This window comes from Psychrobacter frigidicola, from assembly GCF_007997305.1.
Lineage (GTDB): Bacteria > Pseudomonadota > Gammaproteobacteria > Pseudomonadales > Moraxellaceae > Psychrobacter > Psychrobacter frigidicola.
In genome coordinates this window covers 793,580-810,018 of the sequence record NZ_VORZ01000001.1, presented here as the reverse complement: position 1 = coordinate 810,018, position 16,439 = coordinate 793,580, and the positions used below count along the sequence as shown (strand labels likewise).

The window sequence follows — 16,439 nt, the reverse complement described above, 5'->3', positions numbered from 1 at the left end:
TATTCGTATAATAAACGAATGGTCTTCATAGCAATCACGAGCCAGACTAAAAGTGGGGTTAGACTGCTTTAATAAAAGCCTTTAATCAAATGTCTTTACTGCCTTGCCTCTTGGTGTTAGTAGTTGCTCTTGGCTGACTTCGTTGGCATGGCGACAATTGGACTGGGGGCGCAAAACATCGCGCAGATAAGCGGCAATTTCGTATACCGCACGGCGAGAATGGCTTAAGTTTTGTGCAGGTTCTAGCCAATCACGCTTGACGGGTAATTCTGCATCAATAGGGGTGGTGTTGATGTTGTTTAACGCAAACTGTCGCCGAGCCCGTGTCATATGATAGCTGTCGGTAATGAGGTAAACATGATGTAAAGGAATGCGTTTGGCAGTAAAGCGCGCATTCTCACACGTATTCATGCTCGCATTTTCGCTGATAATTCCATCGATACCATGCTCAATAAGCCACTGTCCAAGCCACGGTGCTTCAGCCCCGCTTAATACAACAGGTAGGGGTAAGTCGTGATATGCCGCCGCTGCCGTGCGTACTCGGTTGAGACTATAGTCATTTAAAATAGTATGATTGTCGTTATCATTGGTAAGACCGCCGCCAAGTATCACATAAGCGGTGGGAGGCGAGCTCACCGCTGCGCCAGTCATTGTGGGCAGAGGCAGATGTTGAAAGATGTAAATAACAGCACGGGAAAATAACGGGGTAAATAAGCTGACCAATACCACAATGATAAGGGTTGAACCGACTACAAAAATAATGTTTATAATCCGAAATACTTTAATCGTACGCTCAGCTGATCGTAGATAATATCGCCACAGCCGCTTAGACAACAGACGTTTAGACCCCATACTTGGACTGTCCAATCGTGGCATCAGCATTAACCCAAACCGGTTCACGCGCCAAATTTATCGCAAATTTATCATGGACGCAGGCGGCAATATGGCTTTGAGCATTAGCCACATCTTCTTGGGTGGCAAGATACGGACTGTGATTGGTCAGGACGAGTGCCTGTTGGTTATGAGTAAAAATGGGAGCGATACCACCACCTTTTAAGCCTGCCTGTTCAATGAGCCATCCAGCTGCCACTTTAACCATCGAATCCGGCATAGGATAGCCGACAATATCTGGATAATTCGCTTGCAATGCACTAAATTGCGCTTGACTGATAATAGGGTTTTGAAAAAAACTACCACAATTGGGCAATTGCTGAGGGTCAGGTAGTTTTTGCTGACGAATATCGATAATCGCCTGCATCACATCAGCAGGAGTTAGCTGTGTGCGTCCCTGCTGCGTAGCATAGTTTTGCGCTACTGTTCGTACGTCGCCATAACTTGCCAGGATCCGCGTGGCGTCAGTATGCAAACGAAAGCCCACACAGCTGATGAGCCACGTGTTTGGCGCTCTTTTAAAAAGGCTATCACGATACCCAAACTGACAATCGGCAGCTGATAATTGCTGCCACGTTTTACTTGGTAAATGATAAGCGCGGACATGTTGCACGTAGTCTTCCAACTGCACACCATAAGCACCGATATTTTGTACAGGAGCTGCACCCGTCAATCCGGGTATTAATGCTAAGTTTTCTAGCCCGTACCAGCCTTGAGCCACTGTATGCAGAACCAAATCGTGCCAGTTTTCTCCTGCCATCACTTCAATATCAACATAGTCTTGCGTCTGTGCGATAATATGAATCCCGCGCATCTGTGGACACAATACAGTAGCATGTAGCTTAATTGGTAGGAGCACATTACTGCCACCTGACAATACGAATAGTGGCTTACACTCATCATTATCAGCTAGATAACCTGTCATAAAATTATCTAGCTGGGTCTCATTCGTTAATGTCACGACAGTGTCTGCCATACAGGCCAATGCCATCGTATTAGCATGGGATAGGTCATGCGACAGTTTATGCGATAAGCCATGTTGAACGCTGAGAGTAGGGCATAAAGCTGAGATCATAACATGGCCTATTTGGCGAATAGATGAGGGTGCAATACTTATTAAATCGTAATGAATCGAATGACGCTTGATGGTTGAACAATAAGCAGTACGCAAAGTAGTATAAGCGATACGCATGATAAGTAGTTAAGGTTTCGAAGCTTTAATAACGTATTGTTTTTGACTTTAGGTTAGCAAATAATAGTTAAAAGGCTACTATCTAATTGGTTTTCCAACTCTCAATCCAAGCTTGCGAGCTTGATTCAATACGCTCAATCACCTCTTCAAACGCGTCACTATCCCCTTGATAAGGGTCAGGGACATCATCACCGCCATAGGTAGGGTCTTCTTCGCTAAACAAAGCCAATTTAGCAAGTTTAGCCTGTGTGTCGGCAATGTTGTTTTTAATAACTTGCAAATCGGCCAGATTTTGAGTATCCATGGCTAAAATCAAATCAAAATTGTGAAAATCATTTTCAGTCACTTGGCGCGCTTTTAGTTTACTGATGTTATAGCCATGAGCTTTTGCATGGCGCTGGGCGCGCTCATCAGGTGCGTGACCAATATGCCAGTCTCCTGTACCCGCTGAGTCTACTTTCATCGCCAGCCCTGCAACAGCGACTTGTTGACGGAAAATCTCTTCTGCAGTGGGTGATCTGCAAATATTGCCCAAACAAACCAACAATACAGAGGTGGGTGTAGACGCTTTAATCAGCATAGTATGACCTTTTATGACAGCAAAAAAAACATGCCATAAGAAACCAATATTGATAATGTGGTTTATTAGCATGCAAATAGGTAAGTAAATCAGCCCTCAGCCTAACCCTTAATACCTTGAATGGCAATAGTCTAAGATAGACAATAGGGTCATTAGTCATATTGAGGCTGATCTTATAGTTTATTCAATATTTCAAATAGCGTGTGAGTAAAATTTAAATTTTTTAATCTTGATTGCTCTTAAAGCGCTGCAAATCACGGCGTTGCTTTTTATCAGGTTTACTATCAGGACGTGCGAGATTAGCAAGTTTACGCTGCTCGCTATGATAAGCGCGGCGCTCAATGCTATCTTCAGTCTCTGTGTAGAGCACTTGAGCGGCGCTAGCATTCCCGCGCTGAAGGGTTAAAGCCTCGACAATGACAGTTTTTTCAGTCATAGCCGTAGCTGAGCCTTGTCTGATATTAAGCTCATCGCCAATCGCTACTTCTTTACTGGTCTTGACCCGACTGCCTGCATAATGCACACGCCCGCTTTCAATGGCTTCTTTAGCTAGGGTGCGCGTCCGGTAAAACCGTGCTGCCCATAACCATTTATCAATACGCATGCGCACGGCATTAGGTTGGCTATGACTGGGCTGATTGTGGTTTTTATTATGTTTACTCATCAAAACCTCACTGATATCAATAACGTAAGACAATAATGGTGATTTTTTTATCAATTAAAAGGGTGGTGCACTATTAAAATAAGAGTCAATTTGACCATTTCTTTGTACTGCCATGCGTTATTTGCACCACTGTTGCTCACAGGGAATGCCATCATTATTACCATCCATTTTAGTATTTGGACAGTGTTGTATGAAGTAAGTCGCTTCCGCGCATGACGTCATTTGCGTACAATGCTGTCTGCCATCACAACTAAAACTTGACGTTGCTGTAACTGGCAGCGTAGGTGATGAATTCACAGTTGCACCTGATATCGAACTGGGGTCTTCATCAACATAAGACGGTGGTATATCCTCAAAATCATCGAAGTTAACAGAGGTAAGTTTGGAGGTCGTCGATGTATTGGACGCCACATTAGTCGTAGTGTTCATGTCAGCGTTATCGGCTTGAATTATTCTATAACCTACAAGAGTCAAAGTAAGCAACACCACAACCATCAATAATTTTTTCATATCTGCTCAATATTTAACCGCATGAGACACTTTCCAACAATAATCTTATCAATTGAAAAGTGTCTAACCTAACCGGTGTGTTCGCTATTTTAATTACTTTAAGAATAACTGATAGCCGACATTGTCACTGATGGTCGTACAGTCATAGCCGATATCTAGTAGGGCATCTTGTAGCAAGCGTGAATTATTTTCAGAGGCTTGTAGACCTACTAATACCCGACCTTCAGCTGCGCCATGATTGCGATAATGAAATAAAGTAATATTAAAGTCGTCGCCTAACTTTTCTAAAAAGGTTAATAGTGCGCCTGGACGCTCGGGAAATTTTATTTTTAATAACTGCTCATTTTCAACATGGGCATGACCACCTATTAAATGACGAATATGTGATTTAGCAATATCATCATCGGTTAGGTCATGGGCGGGATAGCCATCAGCTGCCAATTGCTCACTAATAATTTGCCGTTCTTTATCGCCTTCTTTTAAGGCAATACCGACAAAAATAGCGGCGGGCTCCATCGAGTCTGGTGACAGTTGGTTGTCCGCACGATAGTTAAACTCAGTAATATTACGACCATGTAAACTGCGGCAGAAGTCTAAGAATGCGCCAGTTCTCTCAGGAATAGTGACCGTAAAGATGGCTTCTTTTTTCTCACCAATCTCAGTACGTTCAGCGATATAACGCAAGCGGTCAAAGTTCATATTGGCACCGCAAATGATACCGACGCAATTTTTATCTTGTAGGTTATTGGCCTTAAGGTATTTTTTCATACCAGCAACGGACAACGCACCCGCTGGCTCAACGATGCTACGATTTTCTTCAAACACATCTTTGATAGCGGCGCAGACTTCATCATTGGTACAAGTGATAACTTCTGGCTCAACCACAGCGCCTGAACCATCGCTTTTTTGGGTACGTACCACATCAAACGGCAATTCGCCAATTTGGGCAACCGCAACCCCATCGACGAATAAACCGACTTGCTCAAGTTTTACCCGCGTGCCGGCTTTAAGTGCCGCTTGCAAACAGGCAGATTGGTCGGATTCTACCGCGACAACTTTAACATGAGGCGCCACTTCACCCAAAAATGCCGCAATACCAGATATCAGACCACCACCGCCTACCGCCACAAATACATAATCCATATCGCGCCATTGTTGGGTTAACTCAAGTCCAATAGTACCTTGGCCAGCAATCACCAATTCGTCATCATAAGGCGGTACAAAGGTCAGACCCTCACGCTGTGCGCGGTCAATGGCGTAACGGTTAGCCTCATCAAAGCTATCACCGTGCAAATCAACATTACCGCCCAATGCTTTGACCGCACTCACTTTAATGTCAGGCGTGGTGGTGGGCATGACAATGATATTATTCAGCCCAAGTTTACGCGCAGAATACGCCACGCCTTGCGCATGATTGCCCGCTGAGGCGCAAATGACCCCACGTGCTTTTTGCTCGTCGCTCAACTGACTGATACGATTATAAGCACCACGCAATTTGAATGAAAAAACCGGTTGCAAGTCTTCACGTTTCAGGCGAATGTCATTAGCAAAACGCTGGGTCAACTTGGGTGCAGGCTCAAGTGGGGTTTGAATGGCCACATCATAAACGGTGGCTTGCAAAATGGCGCGTACCCAGCGTGACAACATAATGACTCCTAATCTAGGTGATTAATAAACGAATACTAAATGAGTATAAAAATTAAATAGATTAGCCTATGCTGATTTTTGGCATCTTGCAAGGCACAATTGCAGTTTTTAATATCATTTTTACAGGACGATTTAGTTTATAGCGTGCTTTATAATAAAAATGGCTTATAAATGAAGTCTAAATAGCGATTGAGTATCAACTAGGCACTCACTAAACAGCGACTCCATTAAAATCAGCGTCACACCGATATCTGTCATAGCCAGCGGTTAGCGCTATCAGCTATAATAGCCGCGCATTTTGCCTCTTTTATAGTGTTACCTTTACCTTGCCAAGGATTTATAATGAGTGATCAGCACGCACAAAAGCAAGCCGCTGCTAAGGCCGCGCTACGTTATATTGAAGACGATATGATACTTGGGGTGGGAACAGGCAGTACGGTGAACTGCCTGATTGAATTGTTGCCCAGTCTTAGGCTTACCGGTGCAGTTGCCAGCTCACAAGTAACCGAAGACAAACTGCGCGCGCTTGGCATAGAGATAGTTGATCTAAACTTTGCGGGTACGCTGGATGTATATATTGATGGCGCGGATGAAGTGAATGCTGATTTGCAGCTGATTAAAGGTGGCGGTGGGGCGTTGACGCGCGAAAAAATAGTTGCTGCGGCCTCTAATAAGTTTGTATGTATGGTCGATGATAGTAAAATGGTGGAGTTTTTGGGCCGCGAATTCCCCGTACCCATTGAAGTATTGCCGCAAGCGCGCTCTTATGTGGCACGCCAGTTGGCGCAGCTAGGCGGTGAGCCGGTATATCGTGAGAACTTTGTTACTGATTATGGTAATGTAATTTTAGATACGTATGATTTGGATGTCAGTAACCCATTGGCGCTTGAGCAGCAATTAAATAATATTGTTGGTGTGGTCTGTAATGGTGTATTTGCCGCCAATCAGGCGGATATCTTGCTAAAAGCAGGTAGTAATGGGGTTAAAAAAATAATGCGCTAATTTATTAATAATGTTTGCGTAATGATTTACAGCTCAATATATATGAATAATAAAAAAGGCAGATTATGATATGTAATCTACCTTTTTGTGTGATTAATGTTCAGTTAATGAGACAGTTTAATTTTATCTTTTAATAAGAATTCCATCAATGCTTTTTGCGCATGTAAGCGATTTTCGGCTTCATCCCATACTACTGAGCGTGGGTCGTCTAACATATCGTGAGAAATCTCTTCGCCGCGATGGGCTGGCAAGCAATGCATAAATACGACGTCAGGATCAGCTTTGTCTAATAGTGAGGGCGTCACTTGATAAGGAGCAAATCGGCGCGCGCGTGTGCTTTGCTCGGACTCTTGTCCCATACTTGCCCAAACGTCAGTGACAATTAAGTTAGAGTCTTTAGCAGCATCTTGTACATTTGGCACTAGGCTCACGCAGTGCGAAAAGCGTTCCATTAGTTTTGGGTCGGGCTCAAAACCATAGGGAGCCGCCACGCGCAACTCAAAACCAAATTGATTGGCAGCTTGCATATAGGATGCGCACATATTATTGCCGTCACCGACCCAAGTAACGATCTTATTTTCGATACTGCCGTGATGCTCATAATAAGTTTGCATGTCGGCAAGCAGTTGGCAGGGATGAAATTCGTCAGTTAGTGCATTAATGATGGGTACGCTAGAATACTCAGCAAAAGTTTCAACTTTTTCGTGCCCAAAGGTACGAATCATGATGATATCAACCATACTCGATATCACACGTGCTGAGTCCTCTAACGGCTCGCCGCGACCAAGTTGGGTATCATTGGGCGATAAAAATATGGCGCTACCACCGAACTGTCCCATGCCGGTCTCAAAAGAGATGCGGGTACGCGTGGATGACTTCTCAAAAATCATGCCCAAGGTACGGCCAACAAACGGCTGATAAATCTCACCGGCATGTTGCATTTTACGCAATACGCTGCCGCGTTTGATAAGGTTTTCTAGCTCTTGTTTGGTTAAATCAGATAAGGTCAAAAAATGGCGCAAACTCATAGCAATCGATCACAGTCAATGAAAAAAGATACGTTATCACCTACTAATCGGCATAGCACAATGACCGATATGGCAATGATAACAAACTTTTAGTATAGCGTAATTAATAGCAATGTAAACGTCAGATTTCGTCAAAATAAATACAGGACTCAAGCCAATAGTTCAGGATTACTACTAAGTGTTGTATTCTAGCTTTGCCTCTAAATATTGAAGCTTTAAATACGTTTTGGGCGCGCACTCAAGCGGCACAGTAGCTCATAGCCAATAGTACCGGCATGAGTAGCGACTTCGTCAACTTGCGGCATTGCACCCCATAGAATTACTTTACTATTTAATCCAATATCTGTAGGAATATCACTGACATCAACGACAATCATATCCATTGCCACTTGGCCGCAGATAGGACATGAATAGTGTTGGTTCCTTACGTCATCAATAATGCAAACATAAGCACCCTCACTGAATAGACGTGGATAGCCGTCGCCATAGCCAACGCTGATCAAGGCGATTCTAGTCTCTTTGGTCGCAGTCCAGCGGCTACCATAGCCGACAGCGTTACCAGCGTTAAGTGTCTGCAAAGCCATGATTTGCGCGCTAAAATCCATCGCTGCTCGCAAGTCTAAATCAGCTGCACATTGATTATTAACTGGCGAGCTGCCGTATAACATAATGCCAGGACGCACCCAATCGTAATGGTAGTCAGTAAAATTGACAATACCAGCTGAATTACAGAGCGAGCCTTTAATTTCAACACAGACGGTTTCTTGTAGTAGCTTTAGCATGCTTGAGAAACGCTGTATTTGGACGGCATTTAAGGGATGGTCACGGTTGTCAGCATTAGCAAAATGAGTGGTTAGAATTAGCTGATAACCCGCAGCATGTAATTGTTCTGCCACCTGTACAATGGCATTGTCATCAAAACCCAGACGGTTCATACCCGTATTATATTTCAGCCACACCTGCCGAGTTGGGCTATCCATTTTTGGTATATTATCAAGCGCCCATTCTAACTGCGGTGCATGGTGAATCACACAGCTACAATCATAATCGATAGCCTGTTGCCACTCATCCGCGTAAAACACTCCTTCGATTAAACCAATTGTCTTATCCCAGCCTAACTGCCGTGCTTCTAGAGCTTCATCGAAAGTGGCCACTCCAATCCCATCTGCCTGTTGCAATGCGGGCAGTACCGCTTTGACACCATGACCATAAGCACTGGCCTTGACCATAGCCAAAACCTTGGCATTAGGGGCGCGCTGTTTGACTTGATTTAAATTATGAGTAATGGCGGCAGGATGGATGGTAATCGTAGCGGTGCGCATAGTTGACTTCTTTGTTAGCAGGGTGGTAAAGCTACTGATGAATTAAAGCTATTCTCGTTAACAGCGATTGACGTTCAGTAGCAACTTGTTGTTAATTGCTGTATTAAAAATAAGGTTAGGCTTATTTTTAATTGTTTTGTCTAATATTGACCATAAGTGAGCATTACTCATCATCAAAACTAGCCCCTTGATAATACTCAGGGGTTAAGTTAGTAAAGCGCGTAAATTGCCCTTCAAAAGCCAAGCGTATAGTACCAATAGGACCATTACGCTGCTTACCAATGATGATTTCAGCCACGCCTTTATGGTCGGAGTTTTCATTATAAACCTCGTCACGGTAGATAAACATAATCAAATCGGCATCCTGTTCGATGGCACCAGACTCACGCAAATCTGACATGATAGGACGTTTATTCGGACGGTTCTCCAAGCTACGGTTCAGCTGTGATAGGGCAATTACTGGGCACTCAAGCTCACGTGCTAGGGCTTTAAGACTACGCGAAATCTCCGAGATCTCCCCAACGCGGTTGGTATCAAGACCAGGTACTTTCATCAATTGCAGATAATCGACGATGATAGCGCCTAATTTTCCATCGTGGTTTTTGGCGATACGGCGACAGCGTGAGCGCAGCTCTGATGGCGGTAGGGCAGTACTGTCATCGATATACAAATGCTTGGATTGCAGATGTTGAATAGCGTTCATCATCTTCGCCCATTCATCTTCATTCATTTGGCCTGAACGCAGATGGGTTTGATTGATCGCGCCCCACGATGACAATAGACGCATAACAATTGATTCTGCTGGCATCTCCATTGAAAATACCACTACTGGCAAGTCTTCATTGAATAAAATACCTTCTGCTAAGTTCATCGCAAAAGTAGTCTTACCCATAGAAGGACGTGCCGCAACAATAACCAAATCACCTGCCTGTAGCCCTTGAGTTTTATTATTAAGCTCCACGAACGGGGTTTGCAAACCAATCATACCATCAGGGTTGGATTTCAGCTCCTGAATTTTATCAATAACATTAGTCAATACCGAAGTGATACCAACGGGACCGCGCTGTTCAGCACGCTTATTATGCTGCTCATTAATACTAAAAACTTTAGCCTCTACACTATCTAGAATATCACTCACCGACTGATCTTTAGGGTTATAAGCTAAAGTCAGCATGTCATTGCCAGTGGTGATGAGCTGGCGTAAGGTTGATAACTCACGCACGCGCTGGGCATAGGCGGTCAGGTTAAATAGAGTCGCCGGGCTTTGGCTTAAAATATCAGCTAAATAGCTGTCACCGCCGGCACTTTTTAGCAGTTTTTGTGCTTCCAGCCAATCATGCACCATGACCGTATCATACGGCTCATTCACTGCTGCTAAGTGGGCAATCGCTGCAAAAATGTGCTGATGGCGTCCGGCATAAAAGTCGTCTTTGGTGACAATATCAGCAATTTTGTCATACGCCTCTTCAATACTCATCAAAGAAGCCAATAATGCCTTTTCGATATCAATATTATGCGGCGGTTGCTGATTCAGTAAGTCGTCAGTTTTTTCGGTGTCTGCCATGAGTGCCTAATTTATTTATAAGTCAGTATTTTATAAGTCATTATTTTTAAAAGGTAGTATAGACAGCTAGTAACACATTGCGGTCAAGAATATGTCGGGTGTCTACCATAGGTGTACCAAAACGCGTTCTAATAGCTCTGTATTTGATGCTACAATCAAAAGCGAAAGTCTACCACATTATGACCGTTCTGAGTTCTGCTATGCCAACTTTCTATATATTCCTCAGTCAGCTCCACCGCTTGAACAGTCAACTCAGATACCAATTAAAAGACTACCATTTAAATAAAAAACACAATAAAAACCGATATTTACTCTATTAATAAGGATGTTTATCATATGCAAAAACTACCGTTATTGATTACTACTGGCGAACCTGCTGGTATTGGTATGGATGTTGTACTGATTTTAGCGCAAGAAGGAAAATTGCAAGACTTTGCTCGCCCTATTTGGGTAACAGCCGATGCTGAGGCTATGCAGACGCGGACAGATAAACTGGTTGCAGCTGGTGTGCTAAATATATGTCCTGCTTGGCAAAAAGTCGATGCCCAAGTAGATGCTCATGATTTTATAGAGAAGCTATCACAGCAGCCGACTGCTACGGATACAGATAGCGCATTTATATTACTCGATGTGCCTTGCGGTGCCCCTGTGGTTGCGGGTCAAATTGATATTAATAATGCGATAATGGTAGCGCGGCAATTAGAGATTGCCCATCAGCTAGCGGCAAGTCATACCGTAGCTGCTATTGTTACTGGCCCTCTACAAAAATCAGCGTTGATTGATGCCGGTATTAAGTTATTAGATGGCACGATGTTCAGCGGTCATACTGAGTTTTTTATGCAGCAAAGTGGCTGTGATAAAGTGGTCATGATGCTTGCCAATCAAGCGATGAAAGTAGCACTAGTGACCACTCATTTAGCCCTTAAAGATGTGCCAGCAGCCATCACCAAAGATAATGTACGGCAAACCGTGCAAATTGTGCTGGATGACATGCAGTCAAAGTTTGGTCTTAAAAAACCGCGAATTTTAGTGTGTGGTCTCAATCCCCATGCAGGCGAAGGGGGGCACTTAGGAATGGAGGAGATTGAAATTATTAATCCGGTGTTGCAGGAGTTTATTGCAAAAGGCGCTGATATCTCTGAAGCCATGCCTGCCGATACCTTATTTACCCCACGACATTTACAGGATTGCGATGCGGTGATTGCTATGTTCCATGACCAAGGGTTACCGGTCTTGAAGTCTCACGGATTTGGTGACACAGTCAATTTAACCTTAGGCCTACCTTATATACGTACTTCAGTCGACCATGGGACAGCGCTTGATTTAGCAGGGCGTGGCGGCGCAAGTGCTACTAGCTTATACCAAGCCTTAGTAATGGCAGATGAGATGGCTAACAAAACGCTGCTGCCAGCATAAATGACCATAATATTAAGGGTACAGCGCTTTAGGTAATTCTATTATTATCTGTGTGAACTCATGACCTTTATAAAGAATTAATCGCATTGCTAAAATGCAGCCTGATTATCAGCTGTGCTATAATTTAACGTTAACAATTAACAAGAATTTTTTATGTCTACACCTTCGTTTGATGCCAAGACACTTGCTGCCAGTTTACGCGCCGCAAAACACCAACCACGTAAACGCTTCGGTCAGAACTTCTTGCATGATCGTAGCGTTATCCGTGAGATCGTTGAGAGTATCCGTTTAGAGCGCGATGACAATCTGATAGAGATTGGTCCTGGGATGGGGGCATTAACTGAGCCATTATTGGCTGAAGTCGATGCGATGACTGTGGTTGAGCTGGATCGTGATTTGGCGGATAGCTTGCGCATTCGTATCGGGGCCAATAGCCATCCTAACTTTACGATTATCAAAGATAATGCAATGAATATTGATTATCGGGAATTGTATAGTCCTGAACGCGGTAAGCTACGAGTAGTTGGCAATCTGCCTTATAACATCTCCACACCTATATTGTTTCATTTGCTCAGTTATGCAGATGTCATTCAAGACATGCATTTTATGCTGCAAAAAGAAGTGGTGGAGCGTATCACTGCTGATGTCGGTAGCAAAATCTATGGTCGCTTATCGGTTATTATGCAGTATCATTGTGACACTGATTATTTATTGACCGTCCCAAGAGGCGCGTTTAATCCACCGCCAAAAGTTACGAGTGCGGTTTTTCGTTTGACGCCTCATATTGATAAGCCTATTGTGGCAGAAGATGAGCAGTACTTTGCTATTGTGGTACGTGAGACCTTTAATCACCGCCGTAAAACCTTGCGCGCTATCTTTAAAAACTCAACGTTGCTACCCACGTTAAGCGAAGATGATTTTGCCGTCTGTGGGATTGATCCACAAGCCCGTCCAGAAACGCTGAGTGTCAGTGACTTCGTAGCGCTCAGTAATCATGCTAAAAACTTAGATGCTTAATATTTTAATGGCATTATTTTAGCTACATTAATTCGATAACCGTTATTTAAATAGCCTTTACTTTAATAATAATTATTTAAATAATAACCAACAGTAATCATCAATCATTGAGACTTTATGAGTTTTCGCCATCAATATGTCATCGGTGACCTACAGGGTTGCCATGCTGCATTTCGTCACTTCCTTAAAAAATTAGATTTTGACCCTACCCAAGATAAATTATGGTTTGCTGGGGACTTAGTCGCGCGCGGTGAGGACTCGCTGAATACCTTACGCGATGTTAAGGCGCTGTGTGAGCAAGGGGCGGCTGCAACCGTTTTGGGCAATCATGATTTGAATTTGATTGCTGTGTGGCGCGGTGCAACTAAAATGCGTAAAAAGGACAAAACGGCACCGATTTTTGCCGCTAAGGACAAAAACGAGCTGCTGGAATGGTTACGCCATCAGCCGATACTGGCTTACCCTGATGAACATACGGTATTAGTACACGCTGGTATTCCGCCCCATTGGGATTTAGATGAGGCAGCTGAGTACGCAAAGCAGCTAGAGGCGCAGTTGCAAGGCAGTCTATATCAGCTTGATCGTGTGCTCCCGCATTTATATAACAATAAAGCAGATGATTGGAATGCGGATATCAATGGTTTTACGAAAATACGAGCGATTGCTAACTATTTCACCCGTATGCGTCTATGTAAACAGGACGGTACTTTAGAATTTACCTTTACGTCCAGCCTTGATGATGCAATGCCGGATGATTTTTCGCCATGGTTTGAATGGCAAGTACCCCGTGAGCGGAAGATATTATTTGGACATTGGGCGGCGCTAAAAGGTAAGGTCGACTTACCTTATGCGCGCGCACTTGATGGCGGCTGCGTTTGGGGCAATCATCTATTGGCATATCGCTTAGAGGATGGCAAAGTGTTCACCTCAAGCGCAAAATGTCCTATGCCGTAGCTTTCTTCTTATTGTTTATTGCATGTATCAACTTAAGTAAGCAATGAAAGCCGTCCTAAGCTAGAGCCAATTAATTGGGCAGTTTAGGCGGCTTTTTTGGTTTTGGTAATGGGGTTTTGGCATCGCCAGCAGCTTTGGTATCAGGGCTTATATTGCTGCTTAAGCTACTGTTTTGACCGTCGTTATTAGTCTCTAATGTTTTGGTGTTTTTATCATATTGGATGTCATCGGTGTAGGGAACGCTATTTAACTCTTCATCTATGAGGCCATCGTCGAGATCAACGACCTTTTTGGGTGAAGGGGTAGATAACGTGATATGTGCTGCCTGTCCTACACTAATATCATCACCTGGAGGTTGATTGGCATAATATATGTCTGTTTCCGCTGTGCCTGTTTGCTTAGATTTTGGCAGAATCTTAACGTCTGATAAGCGTCTGATGACGTAATCTCTTGGTAGCGGTTTGCCAGTTTTTTGAGCGGAGTTATCCTCAAAAATCATCCGACCTTGGCTATCAATACGGGCATATTTCATGGGCTTATCACGCGGCCAAATGAAATCAGAGGGATGGCTAACCACATGGCTAAGAATAAGCTTTAGTAACCGGCTCCATTCAAAGAAACGTACCTCTTTAGAGCGCAATGCCACAAATAACGCCAGCGAAAAGCTGACCATTAAGTTGACCATACCAATCAAGGCGACCCCAAGGATAGATACTAGTATTAAAGGCCAGCTCATCTGCGATGAGGACAAGTTGAAAAGTCCATGCGCTAGATTGGCAGAAGCAAAAGCGATATGACGGATATCAATGGGTAAACCGAATAAGAAGCCAACAGTAGCGGTACTGCCTAAAAAGACCCCAAATATAAAGTTACCCATAATAGCGCCCAGATTGGCTTCTATAAAGACGCCTAAACGCTGTAGCCAGGCATGAGGGAGTAAGCTTTTTAGCAACCGATGTCGGTGTATACGCGCCCCAATTTGATTATAAACCGCCAAATTATCATAGTAGCCAGCAATAAGTCCGGATAAGAATAAATACACCCCAGCAATAGCAGCATGGGGTAGGGCTAATGAGGTAAAGGGGTTAAGCTCATGCAGTAAGTGACCAGCCTTATCCGTATTAATCATTGGCACGCCACTAAAGTGTAGCCACATGTATGAGACAAGCAATGCAACCGGAATGGCCATCATGATATTACCCATGATAGCGATAAATTGGGTACGGAGAATATCGACTACCAGCTCTGAGAGTTTAGTCAGCTGATGCGATTTTTTACCAGAGCCGTCGGATATCGTTGAGGCAATAGCGGCAGCCGTCATGGCTGGCTGCTTGGTGGCGACAGTACCACGGATGATATGAATAAACACGAAACCCAAACCATAAATCATACTGTTGACAAAGGCGCGACCCATAGGGGCAATGGCCAATTGATAGGCTAATATTTTTGTGGTCGCCATAAAGGCAATCACAAAGCCGCCAATTGACGCTTTTCTAAACATTTTTCGATAGCCAGCTCTATCGGTACTAATATAGTGCTCACCAACACGACTGGCGTTTTCAGTCACCTTTCGTGATAACAATTTGGTGCTATTGTCGATTAAATAACCAATGCTATAGCGGCGATTGGCCGTAATAACCAAGGTTTGAATCAGCTCAATAATAGCCCGATCACGCTTAAGACCATCAACCGAGACCAGCTTGGTTAAGATACGAATGCGTTGTAAGCTTTGATCGAGGCGCAGCATCATGTTGGTCAGACGAATAGAGATACCCGTTTTATAAATACGCTTACGGACGGTTGCGACAATATCTTCACATTGCTCTAGCATGACGAGTAAGGGTGCGGAACTAACCGCTTGTTCAGGGGTGATATCAGTTAGATTATCTAACTCGTGCGCTTGCCTATATTGATTGACGAACAATACCGCTTCCTGATTTTGGGCAACAAACGACGCAGAATAGTTTAAAATTTGCGGATAAGCTTCCATTAAGTCCGGATGCAGGCCTATGCCACTGACCCGATACGATAAAATAACGATGGCGTTTAGGATATTGTTTTTAGCGGTCGCGACCAAATCTAAATGTTCTTCTTCAACTTTGAGTAACTCGACCAGCGTATCCCATTTGTCTTTGTCAATACTGGCAAGCCAATGTTCATCTTGGCGTTTATCAAATAAGTACCCTACCAGTTCAACGACCGAATCATCTTGCGGTAATAAAGGCAAAAATCGATGACCAATTAAGCGCCGTAGACTACTAAAAAAACCTTCATCTGACATGATGCCGGTATCGGTATATAAGGCAATTTGCCGATATTGAATAATCAGTTTTAATACAAAGCTAGAGAGCCCGTCGCCATATTCTGGATGCTGTTGCAAAATATCGATGAGGGTTTGTATGTTTTTATTGGCAAGTGCTGGATTCTTGTCAGACACTCGCAGCTCATCAATTAAGCGCTTGAGCACTGAGGGATCAGGCACTTCACTTAAGGCGGTAATCTGCTGTAAAATATGTTTTATGTCCAACACCTCGTACCCTTTATAGTTATGTAAATAGCGGTTAGCGGTATTTAGTATTAAGTGATCTAATATTAAATAATCACAGCAGGATGGTTATTCGTAGAAAAAGAACGGACAGCTGATAGGTGTTT

Annotated in this window: 13 protein-coding genes and 1 pseudogene; 4 read left to right on the top strand and 10 right to left on the bottom strand. The window is 43.6% G+C overall.

Annotated elements, in window-relative coordinates:
* Positions 1-81 precede the first annotated feature (81 nt).
* The 6 genes and pseudogenes from ES754_RS03300 to ilvA form a co-directional block, all read right to left on the bottom strand.
* The gene (locus ES754_RS03300) at positions 82-852 is read right to left on the bottom strand and encodes a YdcF family protein (RefSeq protein ID WP_147222027.1); all 771 of its coding nucleotides are present in this window, start codon (positions 850-852) and stop codon (positions 82-84) included.
* Entirely contained in the window at positions 842-1,966 is a 1,125-nt protein-coding gene (murB, locus tag ES754_RS03295) for a UDP-N-acetylmuramate dehydrogenase (RefSeq protein ID WP_147223245.1), read from the bottom strand. Before murB ends, ES754_RS03300 begins: the two co-directional genes overlap by 11 nt.
* A gap of 199 nt (positions 1,967-2,165) precedes the next feature.
* A complete protein-coding gene (locus ES754_RS03290) occupies positions 2,166-2,663 on the bottom strand; it encodes a low molecular weight protein-tyrosine-phosphatase (protein WP_147222025.1) in 498 nt (165 codons plus the stop codon).
* 223 nt (positions 2,664-2,886) lie between these two features.
* Positions 2,887-3,327 (bottom strand): RNA-binding S4 domain-containing protein, encoded by a 441-nt coding sequence (locus tag ES754_RS03285; RefSeq protein WP_147222023.1) that lies wholly within the window; start codon positions 3,325-3,327, stop codon positions 2,887-2,889.
* A gap of 117 nt (positions 3,328-3,444) precedes the next feature.
* Positions 3,445-3,603 (bottom strand): annotated as a pseudogene (locus ES754_RS12190) (excalibur calcium-binding domain-containing protein); the annotation flags it as partial.
* Positions 3,604-3,930: 327 nt separating this feature from the next.
* Positions 3,931-5,484 carry a threonine ammonia-lyase, biosynthetic gene (gene ilvA / locus ES754_RS03275; protein ID WP_147222021.1) on the bottom strand — a complete coding sequence of 518 codons (1,554 nt, stop codon included), beginning with the start codon at positions 5,482-5,484 and terminating at the stop codon, positions 3,931-3,933.
* Positions 5,485-5,826: 342 nt separating this feature from the next.
* Between ilvA and rpiA the strand changes: the two genes are divergently transcribed.
* Complete coding sequence (rpiA, locus tag ES754_RS03270; protein ID WP_147222019.1) at positions 5,827-6,486, top strand: ribose-5-phosphate isomerase RpiA; 660 nt, start codon at positions 5,827-5,829, stop codon at positions 6,484-6,486.
* Positions 6,487-6,590: 104 nt separating this feature from the next.
* On the opposite strand, the gene argF is transcribed toward rpiA, so the two are convergent.
* From argF to dnaB, 3 genes are all read right to left on the bottom strand, one after another.
* Positions 6,591-7,514: an ornithine carbamoyltransferase gene (gene argF / locus ES754_RS03265; RefSeq protein ID WP_147222017.1), complete on the bottom strand. Its 924-nt coding sequence runs from the start codon at positions 7,512-7,514 to the stop codon at positions 6,591-6,593.
* Positions 7,515-7,729: 215 nt separating this feature from the next.
* On the bottom strand, positions 7,730-8,836 hold the full coding sequence (alr, locus tag ES754_RS03260; protein WP_147222015.1) for an alanine racemase: 1,107 nt from the start codon (positions 8,834-8,836) through the stop codon (positions 7,730-7,732).
* A gap of 163 nt (positions 8,837-8,999) precedes the next feature.
* Positions 9,000-10,400, bottom strand: coding sequence for a replicative DNA helicase (gene dnaB / locus ES754_RS03255; RefSeq protein ID WP_147222014.1), 1,401 nt, complete (start codon positions 10,398-10,400; stop codon positions 9,000-9,002).
* Positions 10,401-10,736: 336 nt separating this feature from the next.
* On the opposite strand from dnaB, the gene pdxA reads away from it, so the two are divergent.
* From pdxA to ES754_RS03240, 3 genes are all read left to right on the top strand, one after another.
* Positions 10,737-11,816, top strand: coding sequence for a 4-hydroxythreonine-4-phosphate dehydrogenase PdxA (gene pdxA, locus ES754_RS03250; protein WP_147222012.1), 1,080 nt, complete (start codon positions 10,737-10,739; stop codon positions 11,814-11,816).
* 153 nt (positions 11,817-11,969) lie between these two features.
* The gene (gene rsmA, locus ES754_RS03245) at positions 11,970-12,833 is read left to right on the top strand and encodes a 16S rRNA (adenine(1518)-N(6)/adenine(1519)-N(6))-dimethyltransferase RsmA (RefSeq protein ID WP_147222010.1); all 864 of its coding nucleotides are present in this window, start codon (positions 11,970-11,972) and stop codon (positions 12,831-12,833) included.
* A gap of 117 nt (positions 12,834-12,950) precedes the next feature.
* Positions 12,951-13,787, top strand: coding sequence for a symmetrical bis(5'-nucleosyl)-tetraphosphatase (locus tag ES754_RS03240; RefSeq protein WP_147222008.1), 837 nt, complete (start codon positions 12,951-12,953; stop codon positions 13,785-13,787).
* 70 nt (positions 13,788-13,857) lie between these two features.
* Here ES754_RS03240 and ES754_RS03235 read toward each other — a convergent pair whose 3' ends face one another.
* Positions 13,858-16,317: a site-specific recombinase gene (locus ES754_RS03235; protein WP_147222006.1), complete on the bottom strand. Its 2,460-nt coding sequence runs from the start codon at positions 16,315-16,317 to the stop codon at positions 13,858-13,860.
* Positions 16,318-16,439 lie beyond the last annotated feature (122 nt).